Genomic DNA, 18,970 nt, shown 5'->3' with positions numbered 1-18,970 from the left:
TTAAGGAATTATTTTTTAAAAATTAGGATTCAACTGCGAACTGAGCTTCATATAAATTTTTATAATATCCGTTTGATTTTAATAGCAATTCATTATGCGAACCCATTTCAACAATTTTTCCTTTATCCATAACAATTATTTTATCCGCGTTAATAATTGTTGCTAATCGATGGGCTATAACAATTGATGTTCTTCCTTGAGTAATTTTTTCTGTAGCTTTTTGAATTAATTCCTCGCTGTAGCTATCTATAGAAGAGGTTGCTTCGTCTAAAATTAATATACTTGGATTGCTAACATAAGCTCGAAGAAAAGCTATCAATTGTCTTTGTCCGGAAGACAACATCACACCACGTTCTTTTACATTGTAATCATAACCATTTGGCAAAGTCATGATGAATTTATGAATTCCTATTTTTTTTGCAGCAGTAATTACTTCTTCTCTTGAAATTTCAGGATTATTGAGAGTGATGTTGTTAAAAATAGTATCGGCGAAAAGGAAAACATCTTGCAAAACTATAGCAATTTGTTTTCTTAAACTTTCTAATTCAAATTCTTGTATATCGTAGTTGTCGATTGTGATTTTTCCAGAATCGATTTCATAAAAACGATTTAATAGATTTATTATGGTTGATTTTCCTGCACCAGTTGAACCAACAATAGCAATTGTTTCACCTGATTTTACCTCTAAATTAATTCCTTTTAAAACTTCTTCTTCTTTAATGTAGCTAAACCGAACGTTTTCAAAATGTATATTTCCTTCAAAATGAGGTGCAATTTTGTTTCCATTGCTTTGAACATCGGAATCTTTATCAATAATATCAAAAACTCTATTGGCTGCAATCATTCCCATTTGCATTTCATTGAATTTATCAGCAATTTGGCGCAACGGATTAAAAAGCATACTTATAAACATAGTATATGAAAACATATCACCAAAAGTGGTAAATTTATCTCCATCTAAAATATGAAAACCACCATAAATTACAACTGCTCCAAGTGTTAATGAGGAAATAATATCAGCTATTGGAAAGAAAATAGAGTTGTATAAAATGGTTTTTATCCAAGCAGTTTTGTGTTTATCATTTATTGCTTTAAACTTTTCATATTCAATTTCTTCACGATTAAAAAGTTGAACAATTTTCATTCCTGTTACTCTTTCTTGTACAAAAGTATTCATGTTTGCCACCTGAGTACGCACTTCTTCAAAAGCTACTTGCATTTTTTGTTGGAACTTTCGAGTAGCATAAACTAATATTGGCATTGCTAAAATTACAACCCAAGTAAGTCTCCAATTCATATAAAACATAAACCCAAGAATAACTACCATTTTTAATAAATCGCTGATAATCATAAAAAGTCCTTGACTAAAAATTCTAGCAATTTGTTCAATGTCAGAAACTGAACGCGTTACTAATTGACCAACGGGTGCATTGTCGTAATATTTCATTCGGAAAGTCAACATATGTTTAAACAATTTCACACGAATATCTTTAATAATATCTTGTCCTAACCAGTTAGCCCAATACACAAAATAGAATTGTGAAAAAACCTCAAGAATTAAAACAATTCCCATCCAAATAGCATAAACCAATAAACCATATTTGTCTTTTGGTTCAATATATTCATCGACAGTTTGTTTTAATAAATACGGACGTAAAGCTGCAAAAATTGATAAAAATACAGCAAAAGCAATCACTCCATAAAAACGTGCTTTATAGGGTTTGGTGTATTTTAAAATTCTTTTAAATAAATTAGAATCAAATACTTTTGCTTCCATTACTAATTTTTTGGCTTATAGATTAATGTAGTTATATTCAATTTTTGTTAAATACAAACCATGAGCAGGAACTGAAAATCCAGCTTGACTTCTGTTTTTACTTTCTATTATTTTTTTTAAATCTTCTAAAGATATTTTTTCTAATCCAATATTTATCATTGTTCCAACAATCGCTCGAACCATATTTCGTAAAAATCTATCAGCAGAAATCGTGAAAACTAATTGATTTTCATTTTGTTTCCAAAAGGCTTCATATATTTTGCAATTGAATGTATTTACATCAGTATGTGTTTTTGAAAAACATTCAAAATCTATATAATCAAATAAAATTTTACAAGCTTCATTCATTTTTTCAATGTTCAAAGCATGAGAATAATACCAACTATCATCACATTCAAAAGCATTTTTTTGTGTATGAATATAATATTCATAGGTTCTTTTGGTAGCGTCAAATCGCGCATGAGCATCATCATGAACAGTCAGAATATTAAAAACAGCAATATCTTTTGGTAGAAAAGAATTCAATTTTCGAACTAATTTTTCGGAATCAATAATTTTGTCAAAATCAAAATGAGCAAACATTTGTTTGGCATGAACACCAGAATCGGTTCTTCCTGCACCAACAATAGAAATTGGTTTTCTTAATAAAGTTTGCAAAGCTTTTTCTAAGCATTCCTGAACCGAAATAGCATCGGGTTGCGATTGCCAACCGTGATAATTGGTTCCTTTGTATGCTAAATGTATAAAGTATCTCAAGGTAGAATTTGCGAATTTTCAAAGTTGTAAAGTTACAAAGATTTTATGTTGTGTAAAGGTTAAAGTTTTCTTGTAAAGAATTTATATTTTAGCCATTCATAATTATAGAATGAAAAAAATCCTTTTGCTTTCCGATACTCATAGTCATATAGATGAAAAGATTTTAAAATATGTTCGTCTTGCAGATGAAGTTTGGCATGCAGGCGATATTGGAAATTTAGAAGTTACCGATGAAATTCAAAAAATAAAACCACTTCGAGCCGTTTATGGAAACATTGATGATGATAAAGCAAGAATGGAATTTCCGTTGAACAATCGTTTTTTTTGTGAGAAAGTCGATGTTTGGATAACACATATTGGTGGTTATCCCGGAAAATACAATCAAATAATTAGAGAAGAAATTTATCAAAATCCACCAAAGCTTTTTATTTGCGGACATTCGCATATTCTAAAAGTACAATTTGATAAAAAACTAAATTTACTCCACATGAATCCTGGTGCAGCAGGAATTCATGGTTTTCATCAAGTGCGAACTATGTTGCGCTTTGAAATTGATAATGATAAAATTCAAAATCTAGAAGTTATAGAAATTGGAAAGAAATAAAAAACCCGAACAATTGTTCGGGTTTTTTGCAGCACTAAAAAACTAAGTTTATAGGTTTATCGCAAACGATCCACAGATTTTACGAGATCTTCATCCTTTTTTATGGCTTTGTTGGCCAAAACCAAAAGTACGATAGAAAAAATAGGTAAGAACATCCCAACACCTTTCTCAGAAATAGCTGTTTCTCCAGATGCAGTTAGTGTTCGATACACAAATAATCCTAATAAAATTAAATTCAATATTATATTCAATCTGCCCATGACAAATTGTTGTTGTCTTTTTTGATGTGATAAAATACTCAATAGCGAAAGCGTAGTACTTAATCCAAATAAAGCTGAATAAATTATTTCAGACATAAAATAAACAGCTTTGTCATTAATTTTCCATAATGGAAAAACAAACGGCAAAACACCATTTACAAGTAAAGCTCCAATTAAATAATATGTTTGAGGTCTAAACATTTTTCAAAATTGAAGCACAAAAATAAAGTTTCTTTTTTAATAAATACTATTGCATCCTTAAAATTTATTTGTATTATTGCATAACAAAACCGTAAGTACTTCATCCTACGGAACATTAAAGATTTATATTTCTACCCATTTTTTTATTTCCTTATTAAACTAATTTAATACAATATAGGACATTCATGTTTGATATTTCTGCCTTAAAAGAAATGAAGCTTGCTGAGCTTCAAGAAATTGCCAAGTTGGCAAAAACTATAAAAATTACTGGTGTTAAAAAAGATAAACTCATCGAGGATATTTTAGAACATCAAGCAAAAACTACGGAATCTGAAGAAAAACCGAAACCTAACGCTAAACCAAAATTAGAAAAGCCTAAACGCAATAGAATTTCTGCTGAAGAAATTGTTAAAAAAGAAGAAAAGCAAGGTGATTTATTTGTAAACGAATCAGAATCTGAAAAAGTAGTTGAAGAGAAAACGGAAGCTAAACCAAAATTTAAGAAACCCGTTTTTGAAAAAAAAGCTCCTGCAAATACTGAAACAACAACTACTGAAGAAAAATTATCAGAGGAAACTGAATCTGAAAACTCAAAACAAGCTAACAATTCTCGTGAGCATAAGCATAAAAACCAAAACGGTAATAATCACAATGCTAACAATAATAATCCAAACTATAAAGGAAAGAAACAAAATTTCCGTGATTCAGATTATGAATTTGACGGAATTATAGAAAGCGAAGGTGTTCTTGAAATGATGCCTGATGGTTATGGTTTTTTACGTTCATCTGACTATAATTATTTGGCTTCACCAGATGATATTTACTTATCAACTTCACAAATTCGTTTGTTTGGTTTAAAAACAGGTGATACCGTAAAAGGGGTTGTTCGTCCACCAAAAGAAGGCGAAAAATTCTTTCCTCTAGTAAAAGTTTTAAAAATAAATGGTCATGATCCGCAAGTAGTTCGTGATAGAGTTTCATTTGAACATTTAACACCGATATTTCCAAAAGAAAAATTCAATTTAGCCGGAAGACAATCAAGTATTTCAACTCGAATTATAGATTTGTTTTCACCAATTGGAAAAGGACAACGCGGTATGATTGTGGCGCAACCAAAAACAGGTAAAACCATGCTTTTGAAAGATATTGCCAATAGTATTGCTGCCAATCATCCAGAAGTATATTTGTTAGTTTTGCTTATAGATGAACGTCCAGAAGAAGTTACCGATATGCAGCGTAATGTTCGCGGTGAAGTTATTGCTTCAACGTTTGATGAACCAGCAGACAGACACGTAAAAGTGGCAAATATAGTTTTAGAAAAAGCAAAACGTTTGGTAGAATGTGGTCATGATGTGGTGATTCTTTTAGATTCAATTACACGTTTAGCTAGAGCTTACAATACCGTTCAACCTGCATCAGGAAAAGTACTTTCAGGTGGAGTTGATGCAAACGCATTGCAAAAACCTAAACGTTTCTTCGGTGCTGCACGTAATATAGAAAATGGTGGTTCGTTGAGTATTATTGCAACTGCTTTAACTGAAACTGGTTCAAAAATGGATGAGGTTATTTTTGAAGAATTTAAAGGAACCGGTAATATGGAATTACAATTGGATAGAAAAATTGCCAACAAACGTATTTTCCCAGCTATTGATTTAACTTCTTCAAGTACTCGTCGTGATGATTTGTTATTAGACGAAAAAACCATTCAACGTATGTGGATTATGCGAAAATATCTAGCCGATATGAACCCAGTAGAAGCAATGGATTTTATAAACGATAGATTCAAAAAGACATTAAATAACGAAGAGTTTTTAATTTCAATGAATGATTAAAATACAAATCCCAATCTATAGGTTGGGATTTTTTCTTTACCTAAATATATGATTCAGTTCAATCGTAAATATTTTTTACTTTTTTGTTTACTTTTCTTAACAGAAGTTCTCATTGCACTTTATATGAATGATTCTTTCATCAGGCCTTACTTTGGGGATTATTTAGTGGTTATTTTAATTTATTGTTTTTTGAAAAGTTTTTTATCTTCTTCAAAATATAAAGTTGCTTTTTTTGTTTTACTATTCGCTTTTACAGTTGAGTTTTTACAATATTTAGATTGTATCACTTTTTTAGGTTTACAAGATTATAAGATAGCACGAATTGTTTTAGGAACTTCATTTTCTTGGCATGATATGTTGGCTTATTTTTTTGGGTATTTATCGATAGTTTTGGTTGAATTTTATATTTGTAAAAATAATTAATCCATTAACTCCTTAATTTGTGGTATTAATTTAAAATGTCATCTTGTCATATCGAATTTCAATAAAACTGACAATTTATTCTAATTCTTTCCTTGGCACAAAAGTTGACAAATAACAGACGTACAACACAACGTACTATTCACTCGTAGAGTAATAATCAAATTAAAAATTAAAAGGAGAAAATAAAAATGGGAAAAATTATTGGTATCGATTTAGGTACAACCAATTCTTGTGTTGCAGTTATGGAAGGTGGAGAACCAGTTGTAATTGCTAATGCAGAAGGAAAGAGAACAACACCATCAGTAATTGCATTTGTTGAAGGTGGCGAAATCAAAGTAGGTGATCCAGCAAAAAGACAAGCGGTAACAAACCCTACTAAAACCATAGCGTCTATTAAACGTTTTATGGGTAATAAATATACAGAAAGTGCTAAAGAAGCATCAACTGTTGCATACAAAGTGGTTAAAGGAGACAATGACACACCAAGAGTTGATATTGACGGAAGACTTTATACACCACAAGAATTGTCAGCAATGACACTTCAAAAAATGAAGAAAACTGCAGAAGATTATTTAGGGCAAACCGTTACTGAAGCTGTTATTACTGTTCCAGCATATTTTAATGATGCACAACGCCAAGCTACAAAAGAAGCTGGAGAAATTGCAGGATTAAAAGTAATGCGTATTATCAATGAGCCAACTGCTGCAGCGTTAGCATATGGTTTAGATAAAGCAGGAAAAGACCAAAAAATTGCTGTTTACGATTTAGGTGGTGGAACTTTTGATATTTCAGTTCTTGAATTAGGTGATGGAGTTTTTGAAGTATTATCAACAAATGGTGATACACATTTAGGAGGAGACGATTTTGACCAAGTAATTATTGATTGGATGGCAGATGAATTCAACAAAGAAGAAGGTGTTGATTTACGTAAAGATCCAATGGCATTACAACGTTTAAAAGAAGCTGCAGAAAAAGCAAAAATTGAATTATCATCTTCTACTCAAACAGAAATCAATTTACCATATGTTACTGCAACAGCTTCAGGTCCAAAACACTTAGTTAAAACGTTAACTCGTGCTAAATTTGAACAATTAGCTGAAACTTTAGTAAAACGTTCAATGGATCCAGTTGCAAAAGCATTAAAAGATGCAGGTTTGTCAACTTCTGATATTGATGAAGTAATTTTAGTTGGTGGTTCAACTCGTATTCCTGTAATACAAGAACAAGTTGAAAAATTCTTTGGTAAAAAACCATCAAAAGGAGTAAATCCTGATGAAGTTGTAGCAATTGGTGCTGCAATTCAAGGTGGAGTTTTAACAGGTGATGTTAAAGATGTATTGTTGTTAGATGTTACACCATTATCATTGGGAATTGAAACTATGGGTAATGTAATGACAAAATTGATTGAAGCTAACACTACCATTCCAACAAAAAAATCACAAGTATTCTCAACAGCTGCTGACAATCAACCAAGTGTTGAAATTCACGTATTACAAGGTGAAAGAGCAATGGCTGCAGATAATAAAACAATTGGTCGTTTCCATTTAGATGGAATTCCACCAGCACAACGTGGTGTTCCACAAATTGAAGTAACTTTTGATATCGATGCTAATGGTATCATCAAAGTTTCAGCAACGGATAAAGGAACAGGAAAATCTCATGATATTCGTATTGAGGCTTCATCTGGCTTAACTCCAGAAGAAATCGAAAGAATGAAAAAAGATGCAGAAATGAATGCTGAAGCTGATAGAAAAGCAAAAGAAACTGCTGATAAATTGAACGAAGCAGACAGTATGATTTTCCAAACTGAAAAACAATTAACTGAGTTTGGCGAAAAATTATCTGATGGTAATAAGCAAGCTATTGAAGGTGCATTAACTGAATTGAAAGCAGCTTATGAATCAAAAGATTTGAATGCTATCACGCCAGCTTTGGAAAAAATAAATGAAGCTTGGAAAAATGCTTCTGAAGAAATGTATAAAGCACAAGGTGAAGGTCAAGCTCAAGAAGCGCAACCACAAGCCGATGCTTCTGGAGATCAAACTCAAGATGTTGACTTCGAAGAAGTGAAGTAATTTAGATAATAAGGTTAATAAATTGAAAACCGAGTGAGTAATCGCTCGGTTTTTTTATTTAACATTTACCAGAATAATTATTTTGTATATTGGCATTCAAATTTTAATGATATGAAAAAAATAGTTTTCCTTTTGACGGTAGTTTTGTTTGCTAATTTTTCTTTTGCACAAAAGAGAAAAACAGCAGTCAAAAAAGTTGCAACCGAAAAATCATCTTCGGCTAAAGTTGATAATCTTACTGCAGAAATAAAAGGAAAAACATTTCAAGTTACAATCAATGAAAAGGGTAAACCAGTTGATGCAATAAATGTCAAGGAGTTGACTGATAACAATAAACCAATTGATATTAAACTATCTTCTTTTACAGCCAATGGAACTAAATTGTATTTACTACAATGGACTGAAAAAACAAATACCAAAACCGATTTGAAAACGGAAGATATTACTACTGTTTACTCTGTGGTTCATGAAATAACTAATAAAAAACAAGTGTTTTCAAATTTTGAAAAAACGAATAATATTGTAGAAAAAGTTTTTTTAGACAAATTGAAAAATGCTTCAGAAACGCAAGAAAAAATAAGACGTGAAGGATTTGTCTTTACTCTTAATCCTGATGGTTCAATAACTCAGAAAAATAAAACCCAAGAAAATAAATGGGTTTATGATGCTGTAAAAATTGATTATGTTGATGCTAAGAAAAAATAAATAAAAAACTCCCGAAATTTTCGGGAGTTTTTTTTAATTCTTTACTCTAATTTCAAATGTCTTATTCCAGTTTTTTCCAGTGACAAATAGTGTTTTTGTTTTTTTGTTATAAGCAATACCATTTAAAACTTCAGCTTCTTTATTAGTAACTTTTGCTCTTAATCCAGATAAATCTAAAACACTTTCTACAGCTCCAGTTTCAGGATTTATTACAGCAATAGCATCTTTTTGCCAAATGTTTCCATATATTTTTCCATCAATCCATTCTAGTTCGTTAACACTTTTTATTTTACTATCATTAGTGTAAACATTAACAAAGTCAATTAACTTTTGGGTTTCTGGATCCATTTTCCATATTTTTTCTGTTCCATCAGAATGGTAAATAAATGTACCATCATTGGTCATTCCCCAACCTTCGACTTTTTTATCATAGGTGAATGATTTTATCTTTTTTAACGTATTAGCATCATAAATAAATCCAGTCGCATTTTGCCACGTTAATTGATAAATTTTGTCATTTATAACGGTAATTCCTTCGCCAAAATATTGTTGCTCTAAATCAACTTTTTTAAACGATTTTCCTGTTTTATAATCAATTTTAGCTATATATGATTTTCCGTTTTGTCCAGTGCTTTCAATTAAAGTATCACGATATAATTCATAACCTTCAGTAAATGCATTGATATCATGGTCATAAGTATTCACAATATCATATTTCAATAAACTTGGTGCATTATCAGCAACCAATTCAATTCTTTTACGTGTAGAAACTGTATCATTGTCAAAATAAACCAAGGCTTTTAAGTTTTGATAACCTAATTTTCTTCCTTTTAAATTAAAAGAAGATTTTCCGCTTCCTTTAACTGATTTTACTCTTTCGTTATTTATGAAATAAACAACACTATCAATGGTTTTATTTTTATTGTTGATTATTTCTAAATTTACTTCCTCAGTACTATTAAATTTTGGTTTTAAAATAGTTTCGTTGATACTAAAATAGCTTTCTTTTTCTTGTTGTGTGTCATCACAACTTACAATTGTTAATCCTAATAAAATGGTTACTAGTATATTATATTTTCTCATATTTAAAGTAAAAAATTATCCTCACAAATATATTTATAATGCTCTTAAATTCTTGCTAAAATTTAAAAAGATTGTATATTTGCACCGGCAAGTCCTACACGACCAGCTCCTGCAAAATCCTCCAGGATGGGAACATAGCAAAGGTATGCGGTTGTAGCGGTGCGATGTAGGTCGCTTGCCATTTTTTTTTGAAACTTTAATTGCTGTCCGAACTTGTTTCGGATTTTTTTATACCTTTCATTCATGAAAATTCAATGGCAAATAGTAAAATTTAAACTCAAAGAAACTTTTGTTATTGCTTATGGAAATTATAACAATCGTGAAGCTTTAATTATTTCTCTTGAGCATCAAGGTTGTAGAGGTTATGGCGAATGTACTTCGATAGATTATTACAATATTAATTTATCAGAGTTTGAAAGTGTTCTTCAAAAAGTTAAGTTTCAAATAGAATCACATAAAATTGTTGAACCAACTGATTTTTATGCTTTTCTTTTGAAATTAAATTTGCCTAGTTTTCTGCGTTCAGCTTTAGATTGTGCTTATTGGGATTTGTTTGGAAAGTTGGAAAAGAAATCTTTTTTAGAGTTGAACCAAATCAATTCTTCTCAACTACCAGAATCTTCATTAACCATAAGTATTGATTCTATTGAAAATCAAATCAAAAAAATCAATGAATCCAATTGGAATTATTTTAAAGTGAAATGTAATTCATTGAATAAAAATTCTGTTTTCAACTATTTTGAGACTAATAAAAAAATAGCCTTAGATTCCAACGGAAGCTTTACAAATGAGGATTGTTTTTGGTTGGAAAATAATGAAGAAACATCAAAATTTCTTTATTTAGAACAACCAATGGGAAAAGAAAATTTTGCTTCATTAAGCAATAGTAATTTTGCAAATTGGATGGCTGACGAAGATTGTCAAGCTAGTGAAGACCTAGAAAAATTGCAATCACATTATAAGAGTATCAATATCAAATTAGTAAAATGTGGCGGATTAACTCCGGCATTGTCTATGATTAAAGATGCTAGAAAACAAAATTTTAAAGTCATGATTGGTTGTATGACGGAATCTACTATTGGTATTTCTGCTGGAGCAGTTTTATCACCATTATGCGATTTTGCCGATTTGGATGGTGCTACTTTAATCGAAAATGACATTGCCAAAGGTTCTCAAATTGAAAATGGTAAAATAAAATTAAGTCTCAATTTCGGTTTAGGAATTCAGTTGATATAAGTATCTTTAGCCATAATTTTAAAATTAATCAATGAGTAAAGTTGTTTTAATAACTGGTGGTTCATCTGGAATAGGCAAAGCAGTTGGTGAATTTTTACTTCAAAAAGGATATATCGTTTATGGAACGAGCAGAAATCCTGAAAAAATTACAAACTCAAAATTTCCTTTATTAGCATTAGATGTTAGGAATGTTTCTACTATTAAAAAAACTATTGCTGAAGTTATTGAAAAATCGAATAGAGTTGATGTAGTAATTAATAATGCTGGAGTTGGAATTACTGGTCCAATTGAAGAAATCCCAACAGATGAAATCAAAAATAATTTTGAAACCAATCTTTTCGGACCAATTGAAGTTATGAAAGCGGTTTTGCCTCAAATGCGTGAGCAAAAATCAGGTTTGATTATCAACATTACTTCTATTGCTGGTTATATGGGTTTGCCATATCGTGGTGTTTATTCTTCATCCAAAGCAGCTTTAGAAATTATTACCGAAAGCATCAGTATGGAAGTAAAATCATTTGGAGTTAATGTGGTTAATGTTGCGCCAGGCGATTTTGCTACTAACATAGCTTCGGGTAGATATCATGCACCGGTTATTGAAGGTTCAGCTTATGAAATTCCATACGGAAATACATTGAAACAAATGAATGAACATGTTGATAGCGGAAGTAATCCTGATGAAATGGCTTTTGCAATTTATCAAATCATCAATGAGAAAAACCTAAAAATTCACTATAAAATTGGTGCTTTTATGCAACGATTTTCTATAGTTTTAAAAAGAATTTTACCTGATAGAATTTATGAAGCGATGTTGATGAATCATTACAAATTGTAAATGTCAATTGAATTTGATTTTGTAATTTTGCACAACTTTAAAAAACACACAACTTAATTTTCATTAAACACAAAACACATTATGAAATTTTTTATTGACACGGCTAATCTAAAAGAAATCAAAGAAGCACAAGAATTAGGTGTTTTAGACGGCGTTACAACAAATCCTTCGCTTATGGCAAAAGAAGGAATTACAGGAAAAAATAATATTTTAAAACACTATGTTGACATTTGTAATATTGTAGATGGCGATGTTAGTGCCGAAGTAATTGCTACTGATTTTGAAGGAATGATTAAAGAAGGTGAAGAATTAGCTGAATTACACGAACAAATTGTTGTTAAAATTCCAATGACAAAAGATGGAGTTAAAGCTTGTAAATATTTTTCAGATAAAGGAATCAGAACCAATGTTACTTTAGTTTTTTCAGCTGGTCAAGCATTGTTAGCCGCAAAAGCTGGTGCAACTTATGTTTCTCCATTTTTAGGAAGATTAGATGATATTTCAACTGATGGATTATATTTGATTCAAGAAATCCGTGAGATTTATGATAATTATGGATTTGAAACCGAAATCCTTGCCGCTTCAATTCGTCATACAATGCACGTAGTTAATTGTGCTAAAATTGGTGCAGATGTTATGACTGGACCATTATCTTCAATTCTAGGATTGTTGAAACATCCATTGACAGATATAGGATTGGCTCAGTTTTTAGCCGATTACGCTAAAGGAAATCAATAATTAATTAGAGAATAAAAAAAGGCTTTCTAATTTAGAAAGCCTTTTTTTTTATTTTAAATTTTCTTCAAACTTCGTGTCAAAAACGTTGGTAAATGCATTTTTGATTTTGCCGTTTTCGTCTAAAATAATCGTTCTATGAATTTTATTAATTGCCCATTTGGCTTTAATGTCTTCAAAATTTGCACAACGTAATTCGGTTATTTCAGTAATTTGATAGCTTTTCAAAAATTTCAACCAATCTTCTTGTGAGTCATTTAAATTAATAGCGATGTATTCGTAGCTCGGATATTTTTTCTTGAAATCCAAAATCTTTTTATGAACGCCTTCAAAGTGTGCGATTGCCCTACCAGTCCAAAAGAAAATTACAGTCTTTTTGGGTTTGAAAGCTGTAGATTTAAACTTATTTCCATTAACATCAATTAAATCAACTTCAGGTAAATCATTTCCAACCTTTAAATTCTGAATTGCATTACCAATTTTTGCGACTTCATTTTTCTTACTTTTATCCGTCGAAAATTTGTGATATGATTCTAAAAAAGCTTTGTTATTAACCATATTTTGATCTTCTAACAAATAAGTGAAAGCAATGTTATCTAAAATATTATTTTTTAGTTTTTCGTTTTTAATTAATGTATCGGCAATTTGCATTTTGTTGATATTGGTCTTCAATGCTAAATCAGCTTCGGTAAAATGATTGTGATAATTAATTGCACCCATATTGTTTAACATATGCGACAAATACATAACAAAAGGCGCATAATTTGCTAATTCTACATTATCAAAATCAATATTCTTTCTGTAATCATAATAATTAGATGGCAATTCTTCAAAAACATCATTTCCAGTTCTAATATTATGAACTCGAGGATACAACTCTTTTTTTGTGTAGTATTGAAAATTTACTGCTGCTTTTGCAAAAACATCAAATTCATCACTCCATTTAATTTCTTGTTTTTTGGCTAAATAAAATTTTTCATTAGCTAAATTAGATGAATCTATAGTTTTAGTAAATTCTGTTAATCCGTAATCAAAAACTTTGAACATTGAGTTCTTGTCTTTTTCATTTCTGAGATATAAATCAATTAGAAAGTTGTTTTTCAAATCACCTTTACCACAAAAGACCAAAGAATTATCAAAATCTCTAGAATTTACTCTAACCATAATGCTATCATTTTTGTCAAAATAAACATATTGGTATTCTGGTTCATGCTTGAAAGTATACATTCCAGGTGCTAATGAATCAAATTTGATAAAAAAGCGATTGTTTTGGTCTAGTTTCAAAGAATCAATAACAACATTGTCTTTGCAAAAAAGCACGTAAGGATTATTTGGATTTACTATTTCTCCGCCAAAATAGGCAACATATTCTCCATCATCATTCTTATTAAAACAAGAATAAAAACTTAGAAGGAATATGTAAAAGGAAAGTAATTTTATTTTATAGGCAAGTTTCATTTACATTAAATCATTTAAACAAATTTAATCAGATATTGTTACAATAGGTGTTAATCAATAGTTAAAGTTGATTTTCACCAAATATCTAAAAATAGTGACAAATAGCAATTATTTTTTTAGTTATTCAATTTGAAATTTAACAAAACTTTATGTTCGTTTGGTTCGGTGTTTGCCGAACCAATAGTATATTTGCAAAAAAAATAATAGAATGGATACAGAAAAACTAGAATTAATTGAGTTATTCGGAATTCACTTTGAGCAACAATATAATATTCCACCTTTAGCAGCAAGAATTTTAGGTACATTAATTATTGATGGTTGTAAATCGGGTTTAACTTTTGAGGAATTAGTAGAAAAAATGCAGGCAAGTAAAAGTTCAGTTTCTACGAATTTGAATTTGATGCAAAAGATGAATTTGATTAACTATATAACAGTTACTGGTGATAGAAAGAAATATTTTAAGGCTTCGCCATTAAGTCAACGATTAAAAAAATATTTAACATTAGTTGATAACGAGAAAATATTAATTGACAAAATAATTAATTATAGAGAAAAAAATATCTCTTGTTCTCAGGAAAACATCAACCTTCAAAATAGTTATGCTTACAAGGAACACATTTTGGATGTTGAAGAACTTTTAAAAAAATCAATAAAAAAATTCGAAGAAATTGAAATAAAAAATCAATCCAATAAATAAATATCTTAACTAAATATGAAAAGGAAAATAGCTTTTGCAAGTATTTTGATTCTAACAATCAGTTTAATTTCTTGTAATAAAAAGGAAGAGAAAAAAGAAATGCCAATCATGCCATATAAAGTGGTAGAGATTTCAAAATCAACAGCTACTATAAATGCAGAATATCCAGCAACTTTAGAAGGTGTTATTGATATAGAAATCCGTTCAAAAGTTGATGGATATATAGAAAAAATATACATAGAAGAAGGTCAAGAAGTAAAAAAAGGACAATTACTATTTAAACTTGAAACTCAAACAACAAGTCAAGAAGCTGCAGCTGCAAAAGCAAAAGTAAACGCTGCTCAAGTTGAAGTAAATCGTTTAATTCCTTTAGTAGAAAGAAATATTATCAGTGAAGTACAATTAGAAACTGCCAAAGCTAATTTGGCTAGTGCAAAAAGTACATACCAAAGTATTTTAGCTAAAATAAATTATGCTTCCATTACGAGTCCAATAAATGGAATCGTTGGAACATTACCTTTAAGAGTTGGAAGTTATGTTAGTAGTCAAACTGCAGAACCATTAACACGTATTTCGGATATTAGTAAAGTTTATGCTTATTTCTCAATTAATGAGAAGCAACAACTTGATATTATAATGAATGCAGAAGGAAAATCATTTCAGGAAAAAGTTTCTAAAATGCCAGAAGTCAATTTGATTCTTAGTAACGGGATACAATATGAACAAAGAGGAAAAATAGAAACTTTTAGTGGTCAAGCTAATTCGCAAACAGGTTCGTTTAATGTGAGAGCAAGTTTTCCAAATTCAAATAGGCTTTTACGTTCTGGAGAAAGCGGAATTGTTCAAATTCCTACCAACTTAAAAGATGTCATTCTGATTCCTCAAAACGCAACATTAGAATTACAAGACAAAAGAATAGCTTTAATTGTAGATAATGAAAATAAAGTAAAAGCAATTCCAATTGAAGTTAGAGCAGTTTCAGGTGGAAAATTATTTGTTGTTGACAAAGGTTTGAATGTGAATGATAAACTTTTGGTTGAAGGTGTTGGTATTGTTCAGGAAGGAACACCAATAAAACCTGAAGTCGTAGATTTTAACTCCGTTATTACTCCTGAAACAAAATAATTGACTTTAACTAACATTTGAAATAATAAATATGTTTTCAAAATTTATTGATAGACCAGTATTATCAACGGTGATTTCGATAATCATTGTTATTTTGGGAATACTCGGGTTGATTTCGCTTCCCGTTTCCCAATATCCAGAAATTGCACCGCCAACGGTAACAGTTTCCGCAAGTTATCAAGGTGCAAGTGCTGAAGTAGTTATGAATTCAGTTGTAATTCCATTAGAAGAACAAATTAATGGAGTTGAAGACATGACTTACATGACTTCAACATCTAACAATGATGGTTCAGCTTCCATAAACATTTACTTTAAATTAGGAACAAATCCAGATTTAGCTGCGGTTAATGTTCAAAATCGTGTAGCAAGAGCAACTCCTTTACTACCGCAAGAAGTTACAAGAGCTGGAGTTACTACTGCAAAAAGACAAAGTGACAACATTTTGATTTTCTCACTTTACAGCGAAAACCCAACTTATGATGCAACTTTTCTTCAAAACTATGCGAACATCAATATAATTCCAAAAATTAAACGTGTTCCAGGTGTTGGAGAAGCAATGATATTCGGACAGAAAGATTATTCGATGCGTATTTGGCTTAAGCCAGATATAATGGCTTCTTATGGATTAGTTCCTGCTGATATAACAGCACTTTTGGCTGAACAAAATATTGAAGCTGCTCCGGGACAATTAGGCGAAAACAGCAGTCAATCATTTCAATATGCATTAAAATACAAAGGAAGATTACAAAGCACAGAAGAATTTGAACAAATAGTAATTCGTTCTACACCAAATGGGGAAGTACTTCGTTTGTCAGATGTTGCTAGGGTTGAATTGGGTTCTGTAAATTATGCAAGTAATGCAACTACAAATGGAAATCAGTCAATAGCCGTTGCAGTTGCACAAACAGCTGGTTCTAATGCTCAAGATGTTATTGAAGGTTCATTAAAAGTTATTGAAGGTGCAAAAGTAAATTTCCCTAAAGGTGTAAATTATGTAACTTTGATTAATGCAAATGATTTTTTAAGCGAGTCAATGTCTAAAGTGGTTCGTACATTAATTGAAGCATTCTTGTTAGTATTTATCGTTGTGTTTATCTTTTTACAAGATTGGCGTTCAACATTAATTCCAGCTATTTCAGTTCCAGTTGCTATTGTAGGAACGTTCTTTTTCCTGAATTTATTTGGATTCACTATAAATTTATTGACATTATTTGCTCTTGTTCTAGCAGTTGGAATTGTTGTAGACGATGCGATTGTAGTAGTTGAAGCTGTTCATGCCAAAATGGAAGCAGGTGAACATAATCCTAAAAAAGCAGCTCACAACGCAATGAGTGAAATTAGCGGTGCTATTATTTCTATTACTTTGGTAATGTCAGCAGTGTTTATTCCAGTTTCGTTTATTAGTGGTTCAGCGGGTGTTTTCTATAAGCAATTTGGACTAACATTAGCTGTTTCAATTGTTTTGTCAGCAATAAATGCATTGACATTATCACCGGCTTTGTGTGCTATTTTTCTAAAACCGCATGGTGAAGAAAAGAAAAAAGGTTTTGTACAACGTTTTTACAGCGCTTTTAATACTGGGTTTGAAACTACAACTGCTAAATATAAAAAATCAGTTGAATTTTTTATAAAGCGCAAATGGTTAGCTTTTGCAGGAATAGCTCTTTTTGCTGGAATTTTTGCTTTACTGTTAAACATTACACCTAAAGCTTTTGTGCCAAATGAAGATACTGGAGCAATATTATCAGATGTGTCGCTTCCGCCAGGAACATCTTTGGAGCGAACAGAATCAGTTTTGTTACAAATAGAAAATAAAGTAAAAGATATTCCAGAAATAAAAGAAGTTCTACGTATTTCGGGTAGAAGTTTGATCAGTGGAACGGGGAGTAATTATGGAATGGTTATCGTAAAGCTAAAACCTTGGGCAGAAAGAAAAGATGCAACTCAAGAAGTATCAGCAGTAGTTCAGGAATTATTCAAACGTTCAGCTGCAGTTAAGGATGCAAAAGTTCTTTATTTTGCTCGTCCTACAATTGTTGGATTTGGTTTTACAAGTGGATTTGAGTTTCAGTTGCAAGACCAAAAAGGAGGAACAATTCAAGAATTAAGTACAGTAAATAATAAGTTTTTAGCTGATTTGAATGGTCGACCTGAGATTAAGTATGCGGCAACTTCATTTTCTCCAAATTATCCTCAGTACAGAATAGATTTGAATGTACCAAACATTAAAAAATATGGATTAACTGTTTCCGATGTCCTCGGAACAATGCAAGGATATTATGGAGGAGTTTATGCTTCGAACTTTAATAAATTCGGAAAACAATATCGTGTAATTTATCAAGCTGATCCAAATTTTAGAAGCGATCCAGAATCGTTGAATAAAATAAAAGTTAGAACTAACTCAGGACAAATGGCGCCAATCACACAATTTATAACGCTTAAAAAAGTTTTTGGGCCGCAAGCTATTGACCGTTTTAATTTATTTACTTCAGTAAAAATTCAAGGTGTACCAAATGATGGTTATACCACTGGTGATGCTATTAGAGCAATCGAAGAAGTAGCAAGTCAAAGTCTACCTGTTGGTTATGGATATGAATTCTCGGGAATGACTCGTGAAGAAATAAGCGCTGGTGGACAAACCTTGTTTATTTTCATGCTGTGTTTGGTATTTGTGTTTTTCTTGTTAGCAGCACAATACGAAAGTTATATTTTACCGTTTGCAGTATTATTTTCACTACCTATTGGTTTGGCGGGTGCTTATTTATTTGCTTTCTTCTTTGGTGTGAGTAATAATATTTACCTTCAAATTACATTGATTATGCTTATTGGATTATTGGCCAAGAATGCAATTTTAATTGTAGAATTTTCCGCAAATGCAAGACGAAATGGTGCTACAGTTGCTCAAGCAGCCATTCAAGGTGCTGTAGCTCGTTTACGACCAATTTTAATGACATCATTTGCATTCATATTAGGATTATTACCATTAATGTTAGCAAAAGGTGCTGGTGCTGTTGGAAACAAAGCTATCGGAACAGGTGCTATTGGTGGAATGTTAATCGGAACAATTTTGGGAGTTTTTGTTATTCCAGTATTGTTCATTGTTTTTCAAAATTTACAAGAACGAATTAGTGGAAAACCTTCAATTAATGATGTTGAAATTTTATAATT

General features: G+C 30.9%; 16 protein-coding genes and 1 other RNA gene. 12 read left to right on the top strand and 5 right to left on the bottom strand.

The features are described 5' to 3' along the window. Positions 1-22 precede the first annotated feature (22 nt). Together RN605_RS06280 and truA are read right to left on the bottom strand one after the other, a co-directional pair. On the bottom strand, positions 23-1,777 hold the full coding sequence (locus RN605_RS06280; RefSeq protein ID WP_313323194.1) for an ABC transporter ATP-binding protein: 1,755 nt from the start codon (positions 1,775-1,777) through the stop codon (positions 23-25). A gap of 15 nt (positions 1,778-1,792) precedes the next feature. Further along, complete coding sequence (truA, locus tag RN605_RS06275; protein WP_313323193.1) at positions 1,793-2,533, bottom strand: tRNA pseudouridine(38-40) synthase TruA; 741 nt, start codon at positions 2,531-2,533, stop codon at positions 1,793-1,795. Between the two features lie 109 nt (positions 2,534-2,642). Between truA and RN605_RS06270 the strand changes: the two genes are divergently transcribed. After that, positions 2,643-3,137 (top strand): metallophosphoesterase family protein, encoded by a 495-nt coding sequence (locus RN605_RS06270; protein WP_313323192.1) that lies wholly within the window; start codon positions 2,643-2,645, stop codon positions 3,135-3,137. Positions 3,138-3,193: 56 nt separating this feature from the next. On the opposite strand, the gene RN605_RS06265 is transcribed toward RN605_RS06270, so the two are convergent. Then, on the bottom strand, positions 3,194-3,598 hold the full coding sequence (locus tag RN605_RS06265; protein WP_313323191.1) for a DUF4293 family protein: 405 nt from the start codon (positions 3,596-3,598) through the stop codon (positions 3,194-3,196). Between the two features lie 185 nt (positions 3,599-3,783). On the opposite strand from RN605_RS06265, the gene rho reads away from it, so the two are divergent. The 4 genes from rho (at position 3,784) to RN605_RS06245 (ending at position 8,633) form a co-directional block, all read left to right on the top strand. Then, a complete protein-coding gene (rho, locus tag RN605_RS06260) occupies positions 3,784-5,430 on the top strand; it encodes a transcription termination factor Rho (protein ID WP_313323190.1) in 1,647 nt (548 codons plus the stop codon). Positions 5,431-5,478: 48 nt separating this feature from the next. Then, the gene (locus tag RN605_RS06255; protein WP_313323188.1) at positions 5,479-5,853 is read left to right on the top strand and encodes a ribosomal maturation YjgA family protein; all 375 of its coding nucleotides are present in this window, start codon (positions 5,479-5,481) and stop codon (positions 5,851-5,853) included. 188 nt (positions 5,854-6,041) lie between these two features. Beyond that, the gene (dnaK, locus tag RN605_RS06250) at positions 6,042-7,928 is read left to right on the top strand and encodes a molecular chaperone DnaK (RefSeq protein WP_313323186.1); all 1,887 of its coding nucleotides are present in this window, start codon (positions 6,042-6,044) and stop codon (positions 7,926-7,928) included. Positions 7,929-8,039: 111 nt separating this feature from the next. After that, positions 8,040-8,633 (top strand): hypothetical protein, encoded by a 594-nt coding sequence (locus RN605_RS06245; protein ID WP_313323184.1) that lies wholly within the window; start codon positions 8,040-8,042, stop codon positions 8,631-8,633. A gap of 33 nt (positions 8,634-8,666) precedes the next feature. Here the strand turns inward: RN605_RS06245 and RN605_RS06240 are convergent, their stop codons facing one another. After that, complete coding sequence (locus tag RN605_RS06240; protein ID WP_313323182.1) at positions 8,667-9,716, bottom strand: glutaminyl-peptide cyclotransferase; 1,050 nt, start codon at positions 9,714-9,716, stop codon at positions 8,667-8,669. An 85-nt stretch (positions 9,717-9,801) separates the two neighbouring features. Here RN605_RS06240 and ffs point away from each other — a divergent pair. From ffs to fsa, 4 genes are all read left to right on the top strand, one after another. Continuing rightward, positions 9,802-9,900: signal recognition particle sRNA small type (ffs, locus tag RN605_RS06235), an RNA gene on the top strand. Between the two features lie 59 nt (positions 9,901-9,959). Beyond that, entirely contained in the window at positions 9,960-10,952 is a 993-nt protein-coding gene (locus RN605_RS06230) for an enolase C-terminal domain-like protein (protein ID WP_313323181.1), read from the top strand. A 31-nt stretch (positions 10,953-10,983) separates the two neighbouring features. Further along, positions 10,984-11,787 (top strand): SDR family oxidoreductase, encoded by an 804-nt coding sequence (locus RN605_RS06225; RefSeq protein WP_313323179.1) that lies wholly within the window; start codon positions 10,984-10,986, stop codon positions 11,785-11,787. Between the two features lie 81 nt (positions 11,788-11,868). Next, on the top strand, positions 11,869-12,525 hold the full coding sequence (fsa, locus tag RN605_RS06220; protein ID WP_313323178.1) for a fructose-6-phosphate aldolase: 657 nt from the start codon (positions 11,869-11,871) through the stop codon (positions 12,523-12,525). A 48-nt stretch (positions 12,526-12,573) separates the two neighbouring features. Here fsa and RN605_RS06215 read toward each other — a convergent pair whose 3' ends face one another. After that, entirely contained in the window at positions 12,574-13,980 is a 1,407-nt protein-coding gene (locus RN605_RS06215; protein WP_313323176.1) for a TlpA family protein disulfide reductase, read from the bottom strand. A 208-nt stretch (positions 13,981-14,188) separates the two neighbouring features. Here RN605_RS06215 and RN605_RS06210 point away from each other — a divergent pair, with 208 nt between their 5' ends. Genes RN605_RS06210 through RN605_RS06200 form a run of 3 tightly spaced genes read left to right on the top strand, consistent with a single transcriptional unit; the run spans position 14,189 to position 18,968 of the window. Next, complete coding sequence (locus RN605_RS06210; RefSeq protein WP_313323174.1) at positions 14,189-14,677, top strand: GbsR/MarR family transcriptional regulator; 489 nt, start codon at positions 14,189-14,191, stop codon at positions 14,675-14,677. 15 nt (positions 14,678-14,692) lie between these two features. Beyond that, positions 14,693-15,802 (top strand): efflux RND transporter periplasmic adaptor subunit, encoded by a 1,110-nt coding sequence (locus RN605_RS06205; RefSeq protein WP_313323172.1) that lies wholly within the window; start codon positions 14,693-14,695, stop codon positions 15,800-15,802. A gap of 31 nt (positions 15,803-15,833) precedes the next feature. Next, positions 15,834-18,968, top strand: coding sequence for an efflux RND transporter permease subunit (locus RN605_RS06200; RefSeq protein WP_313323170.1), 3,135 nt, complete (start codon positions 15,834-15,836; stop codon positions 18,966-18,968). Positions 18,969-18,970 lie beyond the last annotated feature (2 nt).

The organism is Flavobacterium sp. PMTSA4 (assembly GCF_032098525.1).
GTDB classification, from domain to species: Bacteria; Bacteroidota; Bacteroidia; order Flavobacteriales; family Flavobacteriaceae; genus Flavobacterium; species Flavobacterium capsici.
Note: the sequence above shows the minus strand (reverse complement) of the source record. Positions and strands in the feature narration are given on the sequence as shown.

Bases quoted from the DNA above. Each gene is read 5' to 3' on its own strand.
- RN605_RS06280 (WP_313323194.1), bottom strand. From the start codon at position 1,777: ATGGAAGCAAAAGTATTTGATTCTAATTTATTTAAAAGAATTTTAAAA.
- RN605_RS06270 (WP_313323192.1), top strand. From the start codon at position 2,643: ATGAAAAAAATCCTTTTGCTTTCCGATACTCATAGTCATATAGATGAA.
- RN605_RS06265 (WP_313323191.1), bottom strand. From the start codon at position 3,598: ATGTTTAGACCTCAAACATATTATTTAATTGGAGCTTTACTTGTAAAT.
- rho (WP_313323190.1), top strand. From the start codon at position 3,784: ATGTTTGATATTTCTGCCTTAAAAGAAATGAAGCTTGCTGAGCTTCAA.
- RN605_RS06255 (WP_313323188.1), top strand. From the start codon at position 5,479: ATGATTCAGTTCAATCGTAAATATTTTTTACTTTTTTGTTTACTTTTC.
- dnaK (WP_313323186.1), top strand. From the start codon at position 6,042: ATGGGAAAAATTATTGGTATCGATTTAGGTACAACCAATTCTTGTGTT.
- RN605_RS06245 (WP_313323184.1), top strand. From the start codon at position 8,040: ATGAAAAAAATAGTTTTCCTTTTGACGGTAGTTTTGTTTGCTAATTTT.
- RN605_RS06240 (WP_313323182.1), bottom strand. From the start codon at position 9,716: ATGAGAAAATATAATATACTAGTAACCATTTTATTAGGATTAACAATT.
- RN605_RS06230 (WP_313323181.1), top strand. From the start codon at position 9,960: ATGAAAATTCAATGGCAAATAGTAAAATTTAAACTCAAAGAAACTTTT.
- RN605_RS06225 (WP_313323179.1), top strand. From the start codon at position 10,984: ATGAGTAAAGTTGTTTTAATAACTGGTGGTTCATCTGGAATAGGCAAA.
- fsa (WP_313323178.1), top strand. From the start codon at position 11,869: ATGAAATTTTTTATTGACACGGCTAATCTAAAAGAAATCAAAGAAGCA.
- RN605_RS06215 (WP_313323176.1), bottom strand. From the start codon at position 13,980: ATGAAACTTGCCTATAAAATAAAATTACTTTCCTTTTACATATTCCTT.
- RN605_RS06210 (WP_313323174.1), top strand. From the start codon at position 14,189: ATGGATACAGAAAAACTAGAATTAATTGAGTTATTCGGAATTCACTTT.
- RN605_RS06205 (WP_313323172.1), top strand. From the start codon at position 14,693: ATGAAAAGGAAAATAGCTTTTGCAAGTATTTTGATTCTAACAATCAGT.
- RN605_RS06200 (WP_313323170.1), top strand. From the start codon at position 15,834: ATGTTTTCAAAATTTATTGATAGACCAGTATTATCAACGGTGATTTCG.